18 protein-coding genes are annotated in these 21,250 nt (G+C 55.5%); 13 read left to right on the top strand and 5 right to left on the bottom strand.

Annotated elements, in window-relative coordinates:
• Positions 1 to 377 precede the first annotated feature (377 nt).
• The 10 genes from FJQ55_RS22550 (at position 378) to FJQ55_RS22595 (ending at position 13,115) form a co-directional block, all read left to right on the top strand.
• Positions 378 to 1,352: a sugar-binding transcriptional regulator gene (locus FJQ55_RS22550; protein WP_140832312.1), complete on the top strand. Its 975-nt coding sequence runs from the start codon at positions 378 to 380 to the stop codon at positions 1,350 to 1,352.
• Positions 1,353 to 1,800: 448 nt separating this feature from the next.
• Complete coding sequence (locus tag FJQ55_RS22555; protein ID WP_140832314.1) at positions 1,801 to 3,126, top strand: NAD(P)H-dependent oxidoreductase; 1,326 nt, start codon at positions 1,801 to 1,803, stop codon at positions 3,124 to 3,126.
• Positions 3,127 to 4,158 (top strand): thiamine pyrophosphate-dependent dehydrogenase E1 component subunit alpha, encoded by a 1,032-nt coding sequence (locus FJQ55_RS22560; RefSeq protein WP_140832316.1) that lies wholly within the window; start codon positions 3,127 to 3,129, stop codon positions 4,156 to 4,158.
• Positions 4,158 to 5,156, top strand: coding sequence for an alpha-ketoacid dehydrogenase subunit beta (locus tag FJQ55_RS22565; RefSeq protein ID WP_140832409.1), 999 nt, complete (start codon positions 4,158 to 4,160; stop codon positions 5,154 to 5,156). Before FJQ55_RS22560 ends, FJQ55_RS22565 begins: the two co-directional genes overlap by 1 nt.
• A gap of 1 nt (position 5,157) precedes the next feature.
• Positions 5,158 to 6,432 carry a pyruvate dehydrogenase complex dihydrolipoamide acetyltransferase gene (locus tag FJQ55_RS22570; RefSeq protein ID WP_140832319.1) on the top strand — a complete coding sequence of 425 codons (1,275 nt, stop codon included), beginning with the start codon at positions 5,158 to 5,160 and terminating at the stop codon, positions 6,430 to 6,432.
• A gap of 67 nt (positions 6,433 to 6,499) precedes the next feature.
• Positions 6,500 to 7,945 (top strand): dihydrolipoyl dehydrogenase, encoded by a 1,446-nt coding sequence (gene lpdA / locus FJQ55_RS22575; RefSeq protein ID WP_140832321.1) that lies wholly within the window; start codon positions 6,500 to 6,502, stop codon positions 7,943 to 7,945.
• Positions 7,946 to 7,996: 51 nt separating this feature from the next.
• A complete protein-coding gene (gene fba / locus FJQ55_RS22580; protein ID WP_140832323.1) occupies positions 7,997 to 9,061 on the top strand; it encodes a class II fructose-bisphosphate aldolase in 1,065 nt (354 codons plus the stop codon).
• A 187-nt stretch (positions 9,062 to 9,248) separates the two neighbouring features.
• Complete coding sequence (locus FJQ55_RS22585; RefSeq protein WP_140832326.1) at positions 9,249 to 11,777, top strand: methyl-accepting chemotaxis protein; 2,529 nt, start codon at positions 9,249 to 9,251, stop codon at positions 11,775 to 11,777.
• A gap of 18 nt (positions 11,778 to 11,795) precedes the next feature.
• Positions 11,796 to 12,464, top strand: a complete 669-nt coding sequence (locus FJQ55_RS22590; RefSeq protein WP_140832328.1) for an HAD-IA family hydrolase — start codon at positions 11,796 to 11,798, stop codon at positions 12,462 to 12,464.
• A 294-nt stretch (positions 12,465 to 12,758) separates the two neighbouring features.
• Entirely contained in the window at positions 12,759 to 13,115 is a 357-nt protein-coding gene (locus FJQ55_RS22595) for a hypothetical protein (protein ID WP_140832331.1), read from the top strand.
• A gap of 341 nt (positions 13,116 to 13,456) precedes the next feature.
• Here FJQ55_RS22595 and FJQ55_RS22600 read toward each other — a convergent pair whose 3' ends face one another.
• The 4 genes from FJQ55_RS22600 to FJQ55_RS22615 all read right to left on the bottom strand — a co-directional run bounded on the left by FJQ55_RS22600 (position 13,457) and on the right by FJQ55_RS22615 (position 16,701).
• Positions 13,457 to 14,092: a helix-turn-helix domain-containing protein gene (locus tag FJQ55_RS22600; RefSeq protein ID WP_140832333.1), complete on the bottom strand. Its 636-nt coding sequence runs from the start codon at positions 14,090 to 14,092 to the stop codon at positions 13,457 to 13,459.
• Between the two features lie 67 nt (positions 14,093 to 14,159).
• The gene (locus FJQ55_RS22605) at positions 14,160 to 14,543 is read right to left on the bottom strand and encodes a response regulator (RefSeq protein WP_140832335.1); all 384 of its coding nucleotides are present in this window, start codon (positions 14,541 to 14,543) and stop codon (positions 14,160 to 14,162) included.
• A gap of 75 nt (positions 14,544 to 14,618) precedes the next feature.
• Positions 14,619 to 15,230: a response regulator FixJ gene (gene fixJ, locus FJQ55_RS22610; RefSeq protein ID WP_140832338.1), complete on the bottom strand. Its 612-nt coding sequence runs from the start codon at positions 15,228 to 15,230 to the stop codon at positions 14,619 to 14,621.
• Positions 15,220 to 16,701 carry a PAS domain-containing sensor histidine kinase gene (locus FJQ55_RS22615; protein ID WP_140832340.1) on the bottom strand — a complete coding sequence of 494 codons (1,482 nt, stop codon included), beginning with the start codon at positions 16,699 to 16,701 and terminating at the stop codon, positions 15,220 to 15,222. The genes fixJ and FJQ55_RS22615 overlap by 11 nt, the downstream gene beginning before the upstream one ends.
• Before the next feature lie 372 nt (positions 16,702 to 17,073).
• Between FJQ55_RS22615 and FJQ55_RS22620 the strand changes: the two genes are divergently transcribed.
• The 3 genes from FJQ55_RS22620 (at position 17,074) to treZ (ending at position 20,450) form a co-directional block, all read left to right on the top strand.
• Positions 17,074 to 17,454, top strand: coding sequence for a hypothetical protein (locus tag FJQ55_RS22620; RefSeq protein ID WP_140832342.1), 381 nt, complete (start codon positions 17,074 to 17,076; stop codon positions 17,452 to 17,454).
• 173 nt (positions 17,455 to 17,627) lie between these two features.
• Positions 17,628 to 17,756 (top strand): hypothetical protein, encoded by a 129-nt coding sequence (locus tag FJQ55_RS23900; RefSeq protein ID WP_281285522.1) that lies wholly within the window; start codon positions 17,628 to 17,630, stop codon positions 17,754 to 17,756.
• Between the two features lie 918 nt (positions 17,757 to 18,674).
• Positions 18,675 to 20,450 carry a malto-oligosyltrehalose trehalohydrolase gene (gene treZ / locus FJQ55_RS22625; protein ID WP_140832344.1) on the top strand — a complete coding sequence of 592 codons (1,776 nt, stop codon included), beginning with the start codon at positions 18,675 to 18,677 and terminating at the stop codon, positions 20,448 to 20,450.
• Positions 20,451 to 20,555: 105 nt separating this feature from the next.
• Here the strand turns inward: treZ and FJQ55_RS24045 are convergent, their stop codons facing one another.
• Positions 20,556 to 20,765 carry a patatin-like phospholipase family protein gene (locus tag FJQ55_RS24045; protein WP_140832347.1) on the bottom strand — a complete coding sequence of 70 codons (210 nt, stop codon included), beginning with the start codon at positions 20,763 to 20,765 and terminating at the stop codon, positions 20,556 to 20,558.
• Between the last annotated feature and the right edge of the window lie 485 nt (positions 20,766 to 21,250).

A 21,250-nucleotide genomic window follows, 5' to 3' on the forward strand; every position in this document is an offset into this window, starting at 1 on the left:
AACCCGAATAAATCAGTTGAATGCCAATGGAGGCAAGACTGTTTAGTGCGGCCTCCACTCCGCACTGCATCCTGGCAATTGCTCCAAACAAGCAGAACAATTGCTATCGAAAAATATCATGTGTTCACATTCGCGATCTGTCAACTGCTTTATTGCGCGCTCTGGCCCCGTGGTCAGAACATGAGAATTCATTTCAGATTAATTGTGCGCCGCAACGATTACCTCGCGACCGTTGCGGCCTCGTCCACTGACAGCCTATGCACCTCAGGCTGAATCTAGTACATCAGTAGAGGCCGTGTCATGAAGTGCAGTGGCCCGGTGAGCATTCTTGATTGTCTAACGCGCTGCCTAAATGACCAACGAAACAAGGAGACTATATGCAGGTGAATCCCTCGGCCGTGGTGGTTCAGAGCGAGGCTGAGAGGCTACGGGCGCGCGTAGCCTGGCTTTATCACATCGAAAACTACACACAGAACGACATTGCGTCCCAGCTCGGCATCAATCGGGTCATGGTTGTGAGGCTCCTGGCAGAGGCGCGCCGCCGCAATGAGGTTAGAGTGACGATCTCTTCTACTCTGTCAGAAATGACGGCGTTAGAGCGGCAGCTCGAAACCCACTACGGTATTGGCAAAGTAATAGTGGCGCCTTTCGCAGATGCTGATGGAGATCCGACCAAAGTCATTGCCGCTGCTGCCGGGGCTCTGATATCGTCTCTCATGCATTCAGGGATGGTCGTTGGCGTGGGATGGGGGAGGACCCTCTACAATACGCTGCCGTTCATTGCAGGGGCAGCGCTCGACGACTTCAGGGTCGTTTCCTTGCTTGGTGGCATTTCGGCCGCACGCCGTTTCAACCCTGCCGAATTTGCATGGCAGTTTGCTGAGCTATTCAAGGGCGAAGGTTTCCTTGTTACTGCGCCAGCAGTAGTGGACAGCCCCGAAACCAAGCACGCATTACTGGAGCGGTGCGGGTTGGCTGCGATATTCGAGATGGCTGACAAGCTTGATGTAGCTTTGTTGTCGGTTGGTGGGATATCCGCACTCACAACGAGCTATCGAACAGGATATCTGTCCGAGGCGGACAGGCGATCTCTCATGGATGCCGGTGCCGTGGGTGACATTCTATACAATTTTATCGATAAAGAAGGCCGGCTAGTCGATCACGAGGTCAATGCAAGGGTTATCTCTGTAAGCTTAGAGCGACTTCGTCGGACCCCGGAGCGGGTTTTGATTTCGGGAGGGCCTGAGAAACTGCATGCCCTCCGGGCATCAATTTCCACAATCAAACCGACCATTTTCGTCACTGATGAGCAAACTGCGGGGGCGTTGCTGCAGCTTCGTCCAGTTGACTAGCGAGCTCTCAGATCTGCTGCCGCAACTTCGGCTAGGATCATCGGAGGCCTCTTCCAACCGGGGTGTCAGTCGAATTAGTTCGCCAAACGCAGCTTCCTTCGAGAAGGCGCTGGCGCTGGCATGCGCATCGCACGGCCTAGATAACCCTTAGGCTGCGCCCTGACGCTGTCCTATCTCGTGCCAGGGTGAGGTTCCGCTGGTCGGTCGCCCCCACCTCCCTAAGTCTGGGGCAGGTTTTCCTTCCCCCACGCATATGAGGAGCTTGCCCCCGGTGTGCCGCACCATCAGAATCGACGTAGCTAAATGCGCTTATCGAGGTGCGATAAGTTCAAAGTGGCAAGTGATCTCGGGCTCATCAGGCATTAAACTCGCTTGTGGGCGAACAAGTATCTTGACGAAATAACAAATGTACAATACCTGTCTTTCCGGATTGATCTGGGAGGAAAGAATGCCCACAAACGTTGCACCCACTGGGCTTGCACGCGACCTTGCTCGCCTTGAGGCGGAAGGTAAGCCTATTCGCATAGGTCTCGTCGGGAGCGGAGAGATGGGTACGGATATCGTGACCCGCGTCGCTCATATGCCCGGCATCGAGATCGGAGCAATCTGTGACTTGAATGTGTCCAGGGCGCGTGAGGCAGTGGCTATCGCGTATCAGGAAGAGGGCCATCACCGGGATGCTGTGAGCCAGGACCAGCTGAATGCAGCAATCGAAAGTGGCAAGATCGCCATCACACCAGATTCTGCAAGTCTCTTGAATAGTGGTCTGATTGACGTTGTCATTGACGCCACTGGCGTTCCGGCTGTCGGTGCAGAGATTGGGCTTGCTGCCATGGAGCATGGCAAGCACCTGGTGATGATGAACGTGGAAGCCGATGTTACTATCGGCGCCTACCTCAAGAGTGAGGCCGAGCGGCTTGGCGTGACCTACTCACTCGGCGCCGGCGATGAGCCTTCGTCTTGCATTGAACTCATAGAGTTCGTTTCTGCTATGGGCCACCCGATTGTGGCGGCTGGCAAGGGGAAAAACAATCCTTTGAACGTCGACGCCGTTCCTGACGAGTATGCTGAAGAGGCTGCGCGTCGCCACATGAACGTCCGAATGCTGGTCGAGTTCGTAGACGGCTCTAAGACGATGGTAGAAATGGCCGCGATTGCCAACGCTACAGGCTTGGTGCCTGACAAGCCGGGGATGCACGGTCCAGCAGCCACCCTCGATCAGCTCTCAAGCGTGCTGATCCCCCAGAAGGACGGAGGCGTCCTAAGCAAGTCCGGCGTCGTAGACTATTCGATCGGCAAGGGTGTCGCGCCAGGGGTTTTTGTCGTTGCGGACATGTCTCACCCTCGCATCTCGGAGCGCATGGAAGACCTCAAGATGGGGAAGGGGCCTTACTTCACATTTCATCGCCCTTATCACCTGACCTCATTGGAGGTGCCGCTCACCTGCGCTCGTGTGGTCCTATACGGCAAACCGGATATGGTCCCGCTGTCGAAACCCGTGGCAGAAGTCTGCGCAATCGCGAAGAAAGATCTGGACCCTGGCGAGAATTTGGATGCGATCGGCGAGTACTGCTATCGCGCGTGGATTATGACGGCATCTGAAGCCAGAGGCGCATCCGCTATTCCATGCGGAATGCTGCAAGGCGGCAAGGTGACAGCCCCGATCAAGAAAGGTGAATTGATCACCTATAGCAACGCTGCTGTCGCTCCAGGGTCTAAGCTTGCCGTCTTGCGTTCCCGCCAAGACGCACTCGTTTACGGCAAGGAGGCTTAAATGGCGAATTCGGTGAGAGTGATGAAGGGCGATGAAGCAAGCAACCTGCCATTCATCTACAAGACCTACAGCCGAGAGCAACTCTTGGATGCTCTTCGCAAAATGCACCTCATTCGCCAATTCGAAGAGGGGGCGGAAGATAGCTACACCCGTGGATTAATTCACGGAACAATGCATCTTTCCATTGGGCAGGAAGCAAGCGCCATGGGTGTTTGCCTGCCCCTCACTCAGCAAGATCAAATCACTTCCACGCATCGGGGGCATGGGCACTGCATCGCCAAGGGCGCCGACGTTAAGAGAATGTTCGCGGAGTTTTTCGGCAAAACCACAGGCTACTGCGCAGGACGCGGAGGGTCTATGCACATTGCCGACGTAACAACAGGCAACCTGGGGGCAAACGGCATCGTGGGAGGGGGCTTGCCAATCGCGGTTGGTGCCGCACTCACTTCTAAGCGCTTGAAGACCGGAAAGGTTGTTGTGTCGTTCTTCGGAGATGGTGCGAACAACGAAGGGGCATTCCACGAATCTCTCAACATGGCTGCGATTTGGAAGTTGCCGGTGATCTTTGTCTGTGAAAACAACGGGTATGGGATGTCCACATCAACGGCAAGATCTACGGCCGTTCCCAACATTGCGGACAGAGCGGCCGCGTACGGCATTCCGGGTGTCATTGTGGATGGCAATGTACTTTCCGAAGTCGCAGAGGCCACGCATAACGCCGTCGAGCGGGCGCGAAGTGGCGATGGACCGTCGTTGATTGAGTGCAAGACATATCGTTATCGCGGCCACTCAAAGAGTGATCGGAATAGATACCGAACGAAGGATGAAATCGACGATTGGATGAGCAATCGTGATCCCATCCTCAGATTCGAAGCACAGCTTCGCGAATTTGGCATTGCTGCTGACGCTGAGCTTGAAGCCATTCGGCAATCGGTGCGCGACGAAATTGCCACAGGGATCGAGTACGCCAAAACGAGCCCCGCACCAAGTGTGAGCGAACTGGCTCAGAACGTGTATACGGAGCATGCATGATGGAGACCGCTGTTCGAGAACTTAGCTATTCGCAGGCAATTCAGGAAGCGATGGCAATCGCTATGGACAGTGACGAACGCGTCATTCTCATGGGCGAAGACATTGGTGTCTACGGCGGAGCGTTCCAGGTTACTGGTGATCTTATCGACCGATATGGCCCAGACAGAGTGATGGATACACCAATTTCGGAGTTGGGGGGGGCAGGCGTCGCCGTTGGCGCAGCGATGACAGGACTGAGACCGATTTTCGAATTCCAGTTCTCGGACTTCGCCACTCTCGCGATGGAGCAGATCGTCAATCAGGCAGCGAAAATGCGCTACATGCTTGGAGGGGAGGTTTCAGTTCCGGTCGTCATGCGTTTTCCTGCAGGTTCCGGCACTGGTGCCGCGGCACAGCACAGCCAAAGCCTAGAGGCATGGTTGGCACATGTACCTGGTCTGAAGGTCATTCAGCCGGCGACGCCGCATGACGTCAAGGGTATGCTTCTCGCTGCTGTTCAGGATCCCGATCCTGTAATGATCTTCGAGCATAAGTTGCTTTACAAGATGAAGGGGCCGGTGCCTGAGGGGCACTATGTCGTTCCCCTGGACAAAGCTGTAATCCGCCGCGAGGGTACCGATCTGACCATCGTCGCCACATCAATTATGGTACACAAGGCTTTGGAAGCGGCTGAGAAGCTTGCGATGGAGGGTGTACAGGTCGAGGTCATCGATCTGCGATCGGTGAGGCCCATCGACACTGCAACCCTGATCGCGAGTGTGAAGAAGACGAACCGGCTGCTGTGCGTCTATGAGGGTGTGAAAACACTTGGCATTGGAGCTGAGATTAGCGCCATCATTGCAGAAAGTGAGGCCTTCGACTATCTCGATGCGCCCATCGTTCGGTTGGGAGGCTCCGAAACTCCGATCCCATACAATCCTGAACTTGAAAAAGCCGCCGTGCCACAGGTTGCAGACATTTTCGCCGCCGCAAGGGATATGGTGCGAGGAGCGGTTTAAGATGGCGACGGAAATCATTCTGCCCAAGGTTGACATGGACATGGCAACCGGAAAAATCTCAAAGTGGTTCTTCTCGGACGGAGACCGTGTCAAGAAGGGTGACGTACTCTTTGAGATCGAAACTGACAAGGCCGCCATGGAGATCGACTCTCCCGCAACTGGCATACTCCGAAATGTGGTCGGACAGGAGGGGCTTGATATTCCAGTAGGATCGGCCGTTGCGTGGGTCTATGAGGAAGGCGAGGCATATTTTCAGGGCACGGGAAACGCGCCAGATACGAATGACGCAGCGCAAAACACTGTCGAATTGATCGAGCGGGCTTCGGTACCTCCCGTCGAAGCCGGAGTTCATAGAAGCATCCAAACCAAAGTGCCAGCGACCCCTTTGGCCAAGCGACTAGCGCGTGAGAGGGGCATCGATCTGGCTATGGTGGCGGGGTCTGGACCGCGCGGCAGGGTGGTAAGTGCTGATTTGGCCAGTGTATCGCTGGAGGAGCGCCAACCGCCCGCAAGTGAAACCACTGTTGCTCGACCAGATGTCGCAGGCGGAGTGTCGAAGCATTTTGCAGACGGCTCTTTCGATCTTCAACCTCATACCTCAATGAGGAAGACTATCGCCAGAAGGCTTGCTGAGTCGAAGGCGACCGTTCCGCACTTCTATCTATCCGCTGATTGCAAGCTAGACGCGTTGCTTAAGCTCCGTACCGAGCTGAACGCTTCATCCCCGGTTGTTGATGGAGTACCGTCGTTCAAGCTGTCCGTGAATGATATGGTGATTAAAGCCTATGCTCTGGCTTTGCGCTCGACGCCGGATGCCAATGTCTCGTGGACGGAAGACAATCTCGTACTTCACCGCAGTGTTGATGTCGGTGTCGCCGTGTCGGTCCCCAATGGCTTGATAACCCCCATAGTGCGAAATGCAGACGCGAAGACACTGTCTACCATCTCTGGCGAGATGAGGGATCTCGCAACTCGTGCTCGTGCCGGGAAGCTAAAGACTACCGAATATCAAGGTGGTACCGGTGCGATTTCAAACTTGGGCATGTATGGTGTTGATCGCTTCGCGGCTATCATCAATCCTCCCCATTCGACTATCCTTGCGGTCGGCGCGGGTGATCGTCGTCCTGTCGTTAACGCTGATGGCGATCTTGCGGTTGCGTCTGTTATGACGGTCACTTTGTCAACGGACCATCGAGCCGTGGATGGTGCCCTCGGCGCAGAGTTACTCGCTAAGTTCCGGACATACATCGAAAACCCTTTGAGTATGCTCGCTTAAGTTCCTCCCTGACTGGGGGATCTGCGTCAGAGAAGTCTGAGGTTAGATCCCCCATTTTTCCAAGGAAATTCCGTTGTCTTACGACGTCATCATTATCGGCTCCGGCCCCGGCGGTTACGTCACCGCCATCCGTGCGGCCCAGCTCGGCCTGAAGACTGCGATCGTCGAGCGCGAGCATCTGGGCGGCATCTGCCTCAACTGGGGCTGCATCCCGACCAAGGCCCTGCTGCGCTCGGCCGAGATCCTCGATCACGCCAATCATGCAAAATCCTACGGTCTGACGCTGAACGGCACGATGACCGCCGACGTCAAGGACGTGGTCGCCCGGTCGCGCGGCGTCTCGGCCCGCCTCAACGGAGGCGTCGCCTTCCTGATGAAGAAGAACAAGATCGACGTCATCTGGGGCGAAGCCAAGCTGACCAAGCCCGGTGAAGTCGTCGTCGGCAAGATGTCGAAGCCCGTCGTCGAGCCGCAGAACCCGGTTCCGAAGGGCGTGCTGGGCGAGGGCACCTACACCGCCAAGCACATTATCGTGGCTACCGGCGCGCGTCCGCGCGCACTTCCGGGCATCGAGCCAGATGGCAAGCTGATCTGGACCTATTTCGAGGCGATGAAGCCGGACTTCATGCCGAAGTCGCTGGTCGTCATGGGCTCGGGCGCGATCGGCATCGAATTCGCCTCCTTCTACCGCTCTATGGGCGTGGATGTGACCGTCGTCGAACTGATGCCGAACATCATGCCGGTCGAAGATGTCGAGATCTCCACCTTCGCCCGCAAGCAGCTGGAAAAGCGCGGCCTGAAGATCATCACTGAGGCCAAGGTCTCGAAGGTCGAGAAGGGTGCCAACTCCATCACCGCCCATGTCGAAACGAAGGATGGCAAGGTCCAGACGATCACCGCTGATCGCCTGATCTCCGCCGTCGGCGTCCAGGGCAATATCGAGAACCTCGGCCTCGAAACCCTTGGCGTGAAGACCGATCGCGGCTGCATCGTCATCGACGGCTATGGCAAGACCAATGTGCCGGGCCTCTATGCGATCGGCGACGTCGCCGGCCCGCCTATGCTCGCTCACAAGGCCGAGCATGAAGGCGTCATCTGCATCGAGAAGATCGCCGGCGTTCCGGGTGTCCACCCGATGGACAAGGCGAAGATCCCGGGCTGCACCTATTGCAACCCGCAGGTCGCCTCTGTCGGTCTGACGGAAGCCAAGGCAAAGGCCGAGGGCCGTGATATCCGCGTCGGCCGCTATTCCTTTGCGGCCAACGGCAAGGCCATCGCGCTCGGCGAAGACCAGGGCATGATCAAGACCATCTTCGACAAGAAGACCGGTGAACTCCTCGGCGCCCACATGGTCGGTGCGGAAGTGACCGAACTCATCCAGGGTTTCGTTGTCGCCATGAACCTAGAGACGACGGAAGAAGAGCTGATGCACACGATCTTCCCGCATCCGACGCTGTCGGAAATGATGAAGGAAAGCGTGCTCGACGCTTACGGCCGGGTGCTCAACGCCTAAAGTCTCCAAAACCTGTTGGCGAGTGCTCACACAAATTGGGGAAAGAGCGAGATGGCCAAGATCACGATGAGGCAACTGCTGGATGACGCTGCGGACCGCAGTTATGGCGTTCCAGCATTCAACATTAACAATATGGAACAAGCATTGGCCATCATGGACGCCGCCAACGCTTGTGACGCACCAGTTATAATCCAGGCCTCAAAGGGAGCGCGAGCTTACGCCAACGACATCATGCTTAGGCATATGATGGATGCCGTGGTCGAGATCTATCCACATATTCCAGTGTGTGTTCACCTCGATCATGGTTCGGATCCAGGAAGCTGTATGACGGCGATACAGGCGGGTTTCACGTCAGTAATGATGGATGGATCGCTTATGAGTGATTCGAGGACGCCAGCTGATTGGAACTACAACGTCAGCGTGACCAGGAGTGTAACTCAAATGGCGCATCTTGGCGGTATATCCGTCGAGGGCGAGCTTGGCGTTCTTGGATCGCTGGAAACCGGGACTGGCGAAGCCGAAGATGGGCATGGTGCCGAAGGCCAACTGTCTCACGAGCAGTTGCTCACCGATCCTGACGAAGCGGTGGCATTTGTCAAAGAAACTAAAGTCGATGCGCTGGCGGTCGCCATGGGTACTTCGCATGGAGCATATAAGTTTACCAAGCGTCCTGACGGGTCAGTTCTGGCGATGAGAGTGATCGAAGAAATCCATAGAAAGCTCCCGAACACTCATTTGGTCATGCATGGGTCGTCGTCTGTGCCGGCGGAATTGCAGGAGATCATAAACCTCTATGGCGGTGACATCCGGCCCACCTGGGGTGTCCCGATCGAAGAGATCCAACACGGGATTAAACATGGGGTTCGGAAAGTAAATATTGATACTGACGGTAGGCTTGCCATCACAGGACAAATACGAAAATTCCTGCATGACAATCCTGGTGAATTCGATCCCCGCTCGTACCTTAAACCCGCAATGCATGCACTGACCAAGCTATGTACCGAGCGGTTTGAGCAATTTGGTACTGCTGGAAAAGCCTCGCGAATTAAGCCGCTGTCCCTTTCCGCGATGGCTAAGCGCTACGCTTGCAACGAACTTGATCCGACCTTCAACTAGCGTATCGCAATTCTGCAAAAAGTTCACGTCCACACCGCTGATGCTGGCGTTACGCGGTTTTGAATGCATTCTGCACTGCCGTGTTGTACAAAAGAATTTTTCTCCGCTTTTTTGTACGAAAGAAAGGTAAAATTAAGTGCTCTGGATTTAGCCTTCTCTAAGAGGTGAGTGCTTCGGGAGGGGCGAGATGGACAGACTATTAGAGAAGTTCAAAATTCAAACAAAAGTTGTCATTCTTGTGCTTCCTTTGTTGTTGACCATTATTATCGTTGGCGGGGTAGGGGTCTATGCAACACGAATTTTGGAGAAACGGCTTAACGTCTCCAGTGATATCGTTCAGTTGCTCTCGGGCTACAAAGCAGTTTACGCAGATATTACGGCGTTTCTGCGCGACCCAACTGCCGAGAGCTACGAGAAAGCAGCTGGGACGACTGAGGAGCAGATTGCAGACATTGATGTCCGCATCAACATACTTCCTGAAGGTCAGGATGTATCGCAGCTGGTTGCAGCACGCGATGCGACACGGGAAATCATCGAATACGTTCACAGCATATGGTTGCATCGAGAGGAACGGGAACAGGTCCTCAGTCGGATTAGCGACCGTATGAACGATCTGAATTCGTTTCAGACGGACCTCGGTAAGTACGCGTTCAAAATTGTTGCCAAGGCAACGCAGGAAGCAAACCAGCGTCAGTCGCGTCTCTTTGACACAATGAAATTTCAGGAATTAGTCAATATGACCGAAATCCTGGCAGCCAATTCTGTCGAAGCAGTCGGCACCGGCAAAATGGCGGATCTTCAAATCAAATTGCGCGCTTTCGCAGTTGAATTAGCCAAGAATGAACGTTTACTAAAGTCATTTGGCGTCCGAGAACACATCGCAGCTCTGGAGGTCGTCCAGAAGTTCACAGATCTAAAAATAGAATCTGACATTGTGACGGCGTCGGCGATCTACGACAGTGTGCATCGGCATGTGTCAGAGTTCGCGAGCGTAATGCGTGATCGAAATTCTGAGGCGCTTACTCGTATCGCCCCGGACCTAGCAACTATGGGTTCCCGATCTTCGGAAACAGATAACGTTACAAAGAAGCTCCGTTCCATCGTTGCTAACAGCAGCGAAGTAAGGATATCGGTTGCCCGTATCTTATCGGACCCTTCCGAAGATAACGTAAAATCGGTGGAAAGAGCGCTGTTTGTTTATCAGGCTGAGGTTAACCTCTTGAAGGATTTGGCTCCGATTGACGCATACTTTGCCGATGTGCCAAACAAGTTTTCCCTCGTGACGGCAGGCCTATTGGCGGACGCCGTTGCACTGAACGAGAACGTGGCCGCTTCTGAGGAAAAGTACCTGGCTGCCACAACGATGATCAATTCGATCTGGGAACAAATGAATACCTTCGCCAGTAGCCAGAGGCAGATGGCGTCGTCAGAGCGTGCGGTAGCGAATTCTATTTCATTGTCTTCAATCGCACTCGGGTTTCTGATTGCGGTAGCCTCTGGTGCTGCGCTGGTTGTAACGCTGAAGCGCCCCATTGGTTCGATCACCAAGACTATGCGCCTGCTTGCGGGGGGGGCGTTAGATGTCTCGATTGACGGTTCTCTGCGTAGCGATGAGATTGGAGAAATGGCACGGGCGCTGGCGGTTTTTAAGGACAACGCGGCCCAAAAACGAGCAATCGAAACTCAGACCCAAGAATTGCAGCAAAGAGCCGAACTGGAACGCGAAAACAATGAACGGCAGCGCGAGGCTGCTGCCAAAAATGTGGAAGATGCAGTTAGGCTGCTTGCCTGCGGGTTGAAGAACCTCGCTGATCGAAACCTTCAGAATCTTATTGAGGAGCCCTTTTCAGGTCAACTTGATACTCTGAGGCAGGACTTTAACGCGACCGTCGGGGGCCTAAATTCGACAATGCTAGACGTGCGGGCAGCCTCTATGGAGATCAACGTCAACGGTCGCCTTCTTGCGGACGCAACGGAGGAACTGTCCCGAAGAAACGAGCAGCAGGCAGAATCGATCGAAAAGACAGCGTCAACCATCTCCGGCATCAGTCATTCGGTTGTCGAAGCTTCAAGGCGGTCTGCGAGCGCTGCGGATACGGTTCAGCGTGTCAAGGTAGAGGCTGATGCTTCCTTGAGTGTGGTGGAGAATGCCGTTGGCGCAATGTCTCGGATTAAGGAGGCCTCAGATAGGATTACCAGTATCGTGTCTGTGATCGATGGGATCGCGTTCCAGACCAATCTCTTGGCATTGAATGCTGGGGTAGAGGCTGCCCGCGCAGGAGAGGCCGGAAAGGGTTTTGCGGTCGTTGCACAAGAGGTAAGAGAACTGGCTCAACGCGCAGCGATGGCGGCTAAGGAGATAGCGGCGCTGATCCATCATTCCACGGTCGAAGTCGCCGTTGGAGTGGACTTCGTGGAGCAGACTGGAGCAGCCATTTCGAACATTGCGATCAAAATCGGCGATATTTCTTGCGATGTCGAAGAAATTGCTCGATCGAACCAGAGCCAAGCGGATAGTTTACGCGAGCTAAGTACTGCGGTTGGAACCATGGAACGGGTTACCTTGCTCAACGCGGCAATGGCCGAAGAAGCCGGTGCAGCGACCAGACGGCTCGCCGAACAGGTTGACGATTTGGTTGTGCTTGTTGGTTCCTTCGCGTTGCGAGAAGCCGCCGCATCGTTGACGGATGGTACTTCCATAAATAGCGCTGCATGAGAAAGATGTGTAAGACTGATGTTCCTTAAGAAAAGAAGTTTCTCCGCGTTCCTTTTTGACATGGACGGAACGCTACTGACGTCTATCTCTGCGGCCGAGCGTGTCTGGGGAAGATGGGCCGCTTCAAAGGGCATCGACCCGGACGAATTTTTGCCGACTATTCATGGTAGACGTGCACGGGACACAATAGCCGGACTGAACTTGCCGAATCTGGACGTCGATGTCGAAGCTGCGAGGGTCACAGCTGCTGAAATAGAGGACGTAGAAGGGGTGGTTGCCATAGCGGGCGCAGCAGAGTTCCTCGCATCCCTGCCTGAAGACAGGTGGGCAATCGTGACCTCTGCAACTAGAGAGCTAGCCTTCAGGCGCTTGGACGCCGCAGGTCTGAAGAAACCGCGACACATGGTCACCGGCGAAGATGTTGTGGTAGGAAAACCAGATCCGCAGTGCTTTTTGCTCGGCGCCCAACGGTTGGGGTTGTCAGCAGTTCAATGCCTCGTTTTCGAAGACGTCCCGGCTGGAGTAGCGGCAGGGAAGGCTGCTGGAGCAGAAGTTCTAGCGATCACGTCTGCAAACCGCGAGCCAACGGTATTCGATGTGCCCACTATTTGTGACTACAACTCCATCACACTCAGCGTCCATGCAAATGACGATATGTCGATCCGCCTTCGTGAGGCAGTGAACTAGGCCCTGCTGACACCGTTGATTCCTAAATCGGCCAAACCATGTACGCTCGACCAGCTGACTGGCTAGATTCGATATCAATGACGAGTACAGGCTAGCCAGCGCATTGGCTGCGGTAGCGAACCGCAGGATAGTTCCACAATTAAGCTTACCCGACAAATGGTCGGGTTCAGCGCTCTAGACCCGGGTTTTGTACAAGTCTCCGCGCAATCAGGCCCCCGCAACCAAACAATCTTGAATACACTCCCAATTGCACGACACACTTCGAAGCTCCTCCGCGTAAGCCGCCAGGAGCTCTTGTTTTTTGTCCTCCGTGTCGAGTTCCCCGGACAGCTGACGCGCCAGCACATCCTGATCCACCATTGCCTTGAACTTTGCTTCCATCAGCTGAGCTGTCTCCATGGCAGCGAGCATGGACGCAATGCGACCATGCACCGCAAGCGCCGGCGGTTAACGGCCCGGTGTACTGGCAATGACGACTTTCTGTATAAGCTGGCGGATGATGCCGATCAGCGGCTGCTTAGTCTGGGTATCAGCGTGATCGCGCATCATGTAAAACATGGCATGTATCACCGTGCGGACCGTGTCTTCGTTGATCTCGTCGCGCAGCGTCGCGAGGCGTTCGGCGTCGCTTATGGGCTTATCCGTGGATGAGCGCTTGCCAGCTGCCGCTCCAGTTCTTCACGTTCCTCGTCGAGCCTATCGAGCTGCTCTCAAAGGCCGCGTTAGATAAAGAGAATCCTAACGCTGCGCCTCCGGTGTGACGAACATCAAGATCCGGCAAAATAAGCCTCTGCGTGTTTTACCACAACGAGAATTCCCCTGATCACTTGCCCCCGACAGGTGTCAGCAACTACCATTTGAGGCGGGCTGTATGACGAGGTCTCCTCGTTGAATTCGGCAGAACGGATCTGTCTGGTGTTGGGGCCTGAGAATACCTAGACGCAACGAGAGATGCAGCTTAGCTCTTTCGGTCTCGCGGCCAGACGATTGGGCTAATTGCTCATCAGGCGAAGCCTTTCCTGCTTCAAAATCTCGATGCTGCGAGCGTTGTGAAGCTTGAGGATCCCCATGTCGCGCAGCTTTGAAATCGTGCGTGACACCGTTTCGATAGTCAGACCAAGGTAGTCGCCGATGTCTACACGGCTCATAGGCAGGTCGATCACATCGGTGCTGCCCTGGCGATCGGCCAGATCCATAAGAAAAACGGCGATCTTCTCAAGCGAACTCTGGCGGCCGACGACCAGCAGGTGTTCCTGGGCCCGGACCATCGCTTTCAACGCGACGCCCACCAGCCGATCGTTAAGCTGGCCGCCAGCTGGGCGTTCAATCGAGGTAAGGCCGGAATTCACCATAGCCTCGGCGTAGAAGCTGTGGGTCTCGCTGATCTCGAAGCCGAAGGTTTCACCAACGAGATGAAAGGCGACGATCTGACGGCGGCCGTCTGTCAGAAGACGGTAGATCCGGACCGCCCCGTATTCGATCTGGTAAAGAGAACGTGCGCGTTCGCCCTGGGCGTAGATCACGCAATCTGGCGCATGAACGGTTACGGGTCTGATATGCGCTTGGTTCCGCGCACGCGGCGGGGCGGAGATTCGCGAATTCATTGTGATCGAAGCGGCGGTCTGCATCGGCATGTCCCTTTGGTTGAAAGAGATCATGTCGGATCAGCGGCTTTGCGGCTATTGAGTTCTTCCACTACGGGTTCTTACGTAGACCCAATACGGCATTGGAGATATCCGGTCCCATGAGGGGCTTGGACAGTACACGTATGTTGTCTGGGTTTAAGCCCACGTAGTCTCTGTCGTCCTCCGCGAGAACAACAACTTTTACACCGCGGCTGGTCAGGCTCAGGCCGGCCGTCAGATCGGCGGGCGGGAGGCAGGTGTCGAGAATGACGCATTGGGCACGGGCAATCGCTTCGGTTGCCATAGTCCAGTCGTTGAACTGCTCTACTGCCTGGCCATGCGTGTTGAGGGCAAAGCTGATCGACCGCATCAAGGCCGGGTCTTTGACAACAACAACAATGGCAGACAGCGTGGACAATGGGATCACAAAAGCTCGGTAATGATCATTCACCAAGCTTGAAGATCGCATACTGGCCGACGCACGCCCTTGTCATGGATCAAGTGTATGGTCGGATTCTCAAGATACCGGCTATATGCTGACAATGAGCGACATGCGCACGAGTTCCGGCAGGCTGCGTGCCTTCATCTTCATCATAACATTGGCGCGATGGACCTCGACTGTGCGCGGGCTGATGTCAAGATTGAACGCGATGGCCTTGTTCGGCTGGCCAGCCACGACGGCCGCCAGGATCTGCCGTTCCCGTTCGCTGAGGCTGCCAATGCGGGAGCGGATATCGTCCACACTCACCGTGCCCGCAGACGAATCCGCGAGTTTCTCAGCGGCCCGTCGCACCGCTTCGATAATTACGGCCTCTTCAAACGGCTTCTCGATGAAGTCCACTGCACCCGCCTTCATCGCTTCGACGGCTATGGGAATGTCGCCATGCCCCGTGACGATGATCGAGGGTATCGGTGGCGAAATGTTCGAGATTTTCCGCACCAGGTCCAGACCGCTCATGTCAGGCATGCGCATATCCGTTACCAGGACTGCGCTGCGAAGGCTCGGCGCGATTTCAGAGAATGCGGTTGCGGTCGGATGAAGCCTCACGCCAAAACCGTTTGCCGTCAGCATGAACCCCAGCGATTTGCGAAGTCCCTCTTCATCGTCAACGATGTGGACGGTAAAGTCGTCAGGCTGCATTTTGGCCCTCGTCGTGCTGCAAAAGGGTGAAACTGAAACAGGCGCCGCCAAGTTCACTTTCAGAAACGGTCATCTCTCCGCCATGGGCTTCGACGATCCGTCGGGAGATCGACAACCCGATCCCCATCCCTCCCGCCTTGGTGGTCGTAAACGGCTTGAAGAGATCCTGAGCGACTTCAGCAGATATACCGGGACCAGAATCCTCAACTCTCACCGTCAGCAATTCGGGATTATCCGGGCGGACGCTGATGCGGATTTCCTTGTTTGCCGTCTGCTTCATCGCCTCGATCGCGTTGCGCATGAGGTTGGTCAGCACCTGCTGAATCTGGATTCGGTCGACGAAAACCTGGTCGTTGTCCGAGGTAAAGTCGAACACGGTGCGGACCCCCTTTTCCCGAGAGCCGACGAGAGCGAGTGCTCCGGCCTCTTCGATGAGTTGACGCAGGCTTTCCGACCGCTTCTCCGTCTCGCCCTTAGTGACGAACTCGCGCAGGTGTCGGATGATCTGCCCGGCACGAATGCTCTGTTCGCCCGCTTCCACCAATGCGTCTCGGATTTGGATGTCACGATCGCCAGCCGCGTTCTCAAGCAGACGCGCGCAGCCATGGACATAGTTGGCGATGGCCGACAGTGGCTGGTTCAACTCGTGCGCCAGGGTCGAGGCCATTTCTCCCATTTCATTCAATCGGCCGAGCCTTGCGAGCTCGGTCTGGATTTCCTGCAGGCGAGCGGCGGACTCCTCTCGCTCTGTGAGGTCGCGGACGAACCCAGTGAAGAACCGCTTTCCGCCGCGTTTGATCTCGCCGACCGCGAGCTTCATCGGAAACGTGGAACCGTCCTTGCGCTGACCCACCACGACACGGTCAACGCCGATGATCCTCTTCTCGCCGGTTTCCATATAGCGGCGCATGTAGCCATCGTGCTCGACCTTGTAAGGCTGAGGCATCAGCAGTCTCAGATTCTGCCCAACGGCTTCGGTTTCCGAATAGCCGAACTGGCGGACGGCTGCGGAGTTGAACGAAATGATGTTTCCGTTTTCGTCGCTGATGATGGTGGCATCAAGAACAGTGTCGAGGATTGATGTCATTCGGGCCTCGCGATCATCCAGCGCTTCCTTGAGCTCCGCTAGGGTCTCACGATCCTGGTCTCTTAGGTTGGCCATCCAGACAATCAATGCCGCGAGGACGGCAAGCGCGACTGCTTGGGCAACGACGGTTTCCGAGACGGATGGATGCACGTTGAGAAGCCAGAGGGCGAGGCCAAGGATTGCCGCGAGCAGAGCCGGAGGCGCGCCACCGATAAGGGCGGTGGCGATGACCGGGATCGGCACGAGCAGGGAAATCGCGTGCGAAGCGGCACCTCCCATCAGGAAAAGCGGCATGCCGACAATCGCGACCGTCCCGAAAACCGCAACTACATAAGCCGAGACATTGGGAAGTACTCGGCCTGTTTTTCGTTGCGTGTTGACCATTTCGCCCCTGATTTCCACACCCAATCAGCTAAAACCATGCAGACGGAGGAATGATCCGTGCCAAATTCGCTCGGTTCAACATACCTACATGGGAAGTTGGCCCTTGTGTCAAATTGATAGAAGTTAAAAGCTCCGAGGTCCGGTTTGTCTCCACGGTGCGCTGGATGCGCGCCCGCGCGTCTTGTGCAGACAGCCCGACCCTCGGCTCTCGGGAAGCGGCAGCTCCAGCCAGAACTCTTTACACGGATCGCTAGTAAAACCTCTACCGCTCTGCTGAGGTTCATATAGCCGTTGACGATGGCTGCCCTTTTTTGGACGAATGACCAAAAAAGTCGTTTCCTCATATTAGTGCGCGATGTAACGAAAACTTCCATGCATGCACTTGAGCAACTTTTCCAAATACGTGATCCCCGCAGGCGGTGGGCTTTGTTTGCCAGCCTCTGGTCTCCATGCGAAAACTCGCTCGGGGTCGATCTCGTCTATCTTCTGGGAGAGAGCTGTCTGGGCTACCTCAGAGGCGACGATCTGAAGCTGTTCGAGGCGCTGCCGGAAGAGCTTGTCGTGTACCAAATGGGTGACGCAGCGCCTGATGATGCCGGGTGTGTATGGTTTCTCGTGCCACCCTCATCAACCGCGAAGGCGGGGCGAGTATTTCGAGACTGTCTAATCGGTGTCATCGCGCGGGCCGGTGCGTTGATAGTCGATCCGCTAGACGTTGACGTTATACCGGAAAATGCGGCGGTTGCCGCTTAGTCTGGCAACTTGTCCCAAACCGGATCACCTCCCGGTTGAGCTTCAGGTGCCATTGCCTGCACGTCGGGAGTTACGTTTGCGTCAACTCACGACCTCACAAGGTGGAGCGCTTGGGGCCAAATTAACCTGATGATCCTCTCCTTAAGATGTCTCTGATGTTCTGCGAGGCATTCATGAAGACTGTAACGTTGCGCTTCATTCGGTCCCTTTCCAGCTTTGCCGCCTTCTTCCTTCTCGTCTCGGCAATGTGCTGTAGCGCCGCCGACTGGATCGTGAAAAAAAGCTACGCCAAGACCGCATGAATCTATTTGCTCATGGTCAGCTGCTCATAGTTGAAGGCAAGACGAAACCCGCCACCCTGAACAGACGTCGCGTCTTCTTGATTCGGGCCCAACCTGAGCGGCGTCATGGTGTTCCAGACAAGGTCTGAAGTCGCGTACGCGACATCGCCATGAATAAGCGCAGTTCTCCCGCCAAGGCACTAAGAGTTTCCACGCGGAATGCCGCTTTCGCATTTCGGATTCACGACCGCTGCAATACAGCCGTGATTGGTAGGCGCGCGGCTGCCTCTGATTCCAGCTTGTCTCAGCTAAAAGACTGTCGGGCTGCGGATCTGGGCGATCGTCCTGCTCTTTCTCGTGGTCACCGTGAAAGCGGTTTCCCCCACATTCACCAGTCCAGCGCTACCCAAAGCGGCTGCCGGGCGCCCTGCTCAGGGATGAATTTGCCGGGGGCGGCGAATCTGCTGATGGGGCGGGACGACGCTCAAGGAGGGCTCGCTATGCTCATATACCCACCCGTACCGCCTGCAATCTCAAGCGACAAACAAGGCCTCCTAATTCGCCGATGCAGATGGAACACTGGTTGCCGGAAGCGGTTGGACTGCCAACAACCACAAGGAGAATTCCGATATGGCCGAAGACAGCCGTGTGAGGGAGCGCAGACTTCGTCGCGCGGCGCCAAGCTGGCGAGAGCACAAAGATCTAAACCGATGATCAATGCAAGCTGCTTCTGCGTAAGCGGGGGGGAGCGCTGAAATAGAAGGTTGGCGTCCTCCAGCACACCCGTCCAGCCGCTGACTCGCAAGGTAGGCGGCACGGAACATGGCGACTTCTGGGGACGTAGCAAACAGGATCTAAACCGCAGATTTTCCGATTTGGACCGACGGTGGAAGAATCTACCTCGGTAATTGCGGCTCTTTTTTACAGTGAGGTGAAGTTGTGAGTGAATATTACTTTGGACCCGTCCTCTCGCAGGATGGTGTTATGTTTCGTATCTGGGCGCCTTTAAAAGACGAGGTGCTTCTGAAGTTGCAGGATCATACGCCAAGGCAGATGGAGCGCGATCCTGCTGGATGGCATTACTTGAAAATTCCAAGTGCAAAAGCTGGTGACAGATACAAGTTCTTGATTGGAAATGGACAAGAGGTTCCCGATCCCGGGTCTCGCTACCAACCTGATGATGTTCATGGCTATAGTGAAGTTGTCGATCTCACCAAGTACGCCTGGAGCGAGCGAGCATGGGAGGGGCGTCCTTGGGAGGAGACGGTGCTATACGAGCTGCACGTTGGTGCCTTCACAGCTGAAGGCACATTCAAAGCCGCAGCCGAAAGATTAGGCCATCTAGCCGATCTTGGTGTGACGGCGATCCAGTTGATGCCGATCAGCGATTTTCCGGGCCGGTACAACTGGGGCTATGATGGCGTTCTGCCCTATGCTCCCGATAGCACTTATGGTCGCCCAGAGGATTTGATGGCGCTGGTTGATGCCGCTCATAAGCGGGGCATCAACGTCTTCCTTGATGTTGTCTACAATCATTTTGGTCCTGATGGGAACTATATTCCGCTTTTCGCGCCGCTGTTTACCGATGAGCACAAGACACCTTGGGGAGACGGGATCAACTATGACGGCGCAAAATCCGATGTAATCCGCGAGTTCATCATCCAGAACGCGATCTACTGGATTAGTGAATTTAAGTTGGATGGGCTGCGGCTCGACGCGGTGCACGCCATTAAGGATGACAGTCCCGAACACCTTCTGGATGAGCTCGCGCGACGTGTTCGAGATGCGGTTGGCAGCCGACATGTACATTTGATTGTCGAGAACGAAGACAACGACAGCGATTTGTTGAGGCGGGGCGAAGAGGGGCGGCCTCTTCGCTTCACGGCTCAGTGGAATGATGATGTCCATCACGTCCTCCACGTGGCAGCAACTGACGAAGATTTTGGCTATTACAAGGACTACGCTGACGATCCCGGGAAGGTGGGGCGAGCGCTTTCGGAGGGCTTCGTTTTCCAGGGGCAAGAGATGACCTATAGCGGGGGGCACCGTGGAAAGCCTTCGCTTGATTTGCCGCCGACAGCCTTCGTTTCGTTCATTCAGAACCACGACCAGATCGGCAATCGGGCTCATGGCGAGCGCATGATCACCTACCGGCCATTGGAGCCGCTAAAGGCGATCACGGCGATTTATCTCCTTTCGCCGCAGATCCCGATGCTGTTCATGGGAGAGGAGTGGGGGGCCCGTGAACCCTTCCCGTATTTCTGCGACTTTGGTGACGAGTTAAATAAAATGGTGAGGGAAGGGCGGCGAGAGGAGTTGTCTCGTCTACCTGGCTTCCACGCCAACGATCTGCTTGATCCTACCGCAGCTTCGACCTTCGCGATGTCGAAGCTGGACTGGTCGGCGCTATCTTCGCAGGAGGCAGAGGAAATGTTGTTCTTCTACAAGTCGTTGCTCGCTCTACGCCATCAGCGGATCGTGCCGCTTCTGACCGGCGCATCCGGAGGCGTGGGCGCCTTCCAGTCCGAGGGGCGTGTCACGAAAGTGGAATGGTGCCTGACCGAAAGTAAATGCCTTTATCTGGTTGCCAACCTCTCGGAGCAGCCCGCGCAATTTTCGTCGACCGTTGCGGGCGAGAAGCTTTTTATACTCGGATCGTCAATTGAGGGCCACCTAGCACCATGGACAGTGAAGGTTGGCATCCGCTCTCGTTAATCTTGGTCCGGAAGCTCACCGGCGAAAAACCACCGAGAGCTTACTCGCTCAGCTCGCCCCATTAGATAGTGTGAGAGCATTAAACTTCGGAGCGAGACACGAGCACTATAAGTGACCGGCTGGGTCGGCATTGCTAATTCGATCTACAGGCTCATTACCGGTAATCAAAGCAGCTATAATCGCGCCAATGAACGCACCAGAAACGGCATTGGGCTTTGTCCCGGCCTCGGAGAGTGCTTCATGAACACCTTCATGATACGCGCCAATGGCATTGCCGCCCGAGAAACAAAGCCAGACGTCGTCGCTAGAATTCATCGATTGCCCGTTCGGTCACCGTAATTGGGACCCGACTTAGACCGTCCTCATCTGGAGTGGTTCCCGAGCAGGTGTGATATGGTTCTCCGTGCGGGGCCACGCCGGCGGCACCTACGAACCGGCTACCTCTGAGTAGTCGTCAAGCTGTCAGCGCTTTCCCGTACCCATACGCGCGCCACTGATGTTGGCAGGCACAGCTACGCTCACATGGGGCTGCTCACGTAACGGCAAGTCAACACGGTATGGCACAGCCAGCTGAGTGTGATTTGTCAGCCTTGGCCTAACAGGTGGTGGCTTTCGTACCCTGGCCAGCAGCTTCTCGAACCTCTCTCGGATCATTTTTTTCTCCCGGCGCTGGAAGCGCGCCAAAGTCCTGCGTCCCGCGGTCGGCATCCTCAACACATTCCGTCGCACGGTGAGACCCAAACCTTTTCAAGCACCATTTGTTTCCCTCCTGTCGTAACTGCACGCGCGCAAGAGACGGC

This window comes from Rhizobium glycinendophyticum (assembly GCF_006443685.1).
Taxonomy (GTDB): Bacteria; Pseudomonadota; Alphaproteobacteria; order Rhizobiales; family Rhizobiaceae; genus Allorhizobium; species Allorhizobium glycinendophyticum.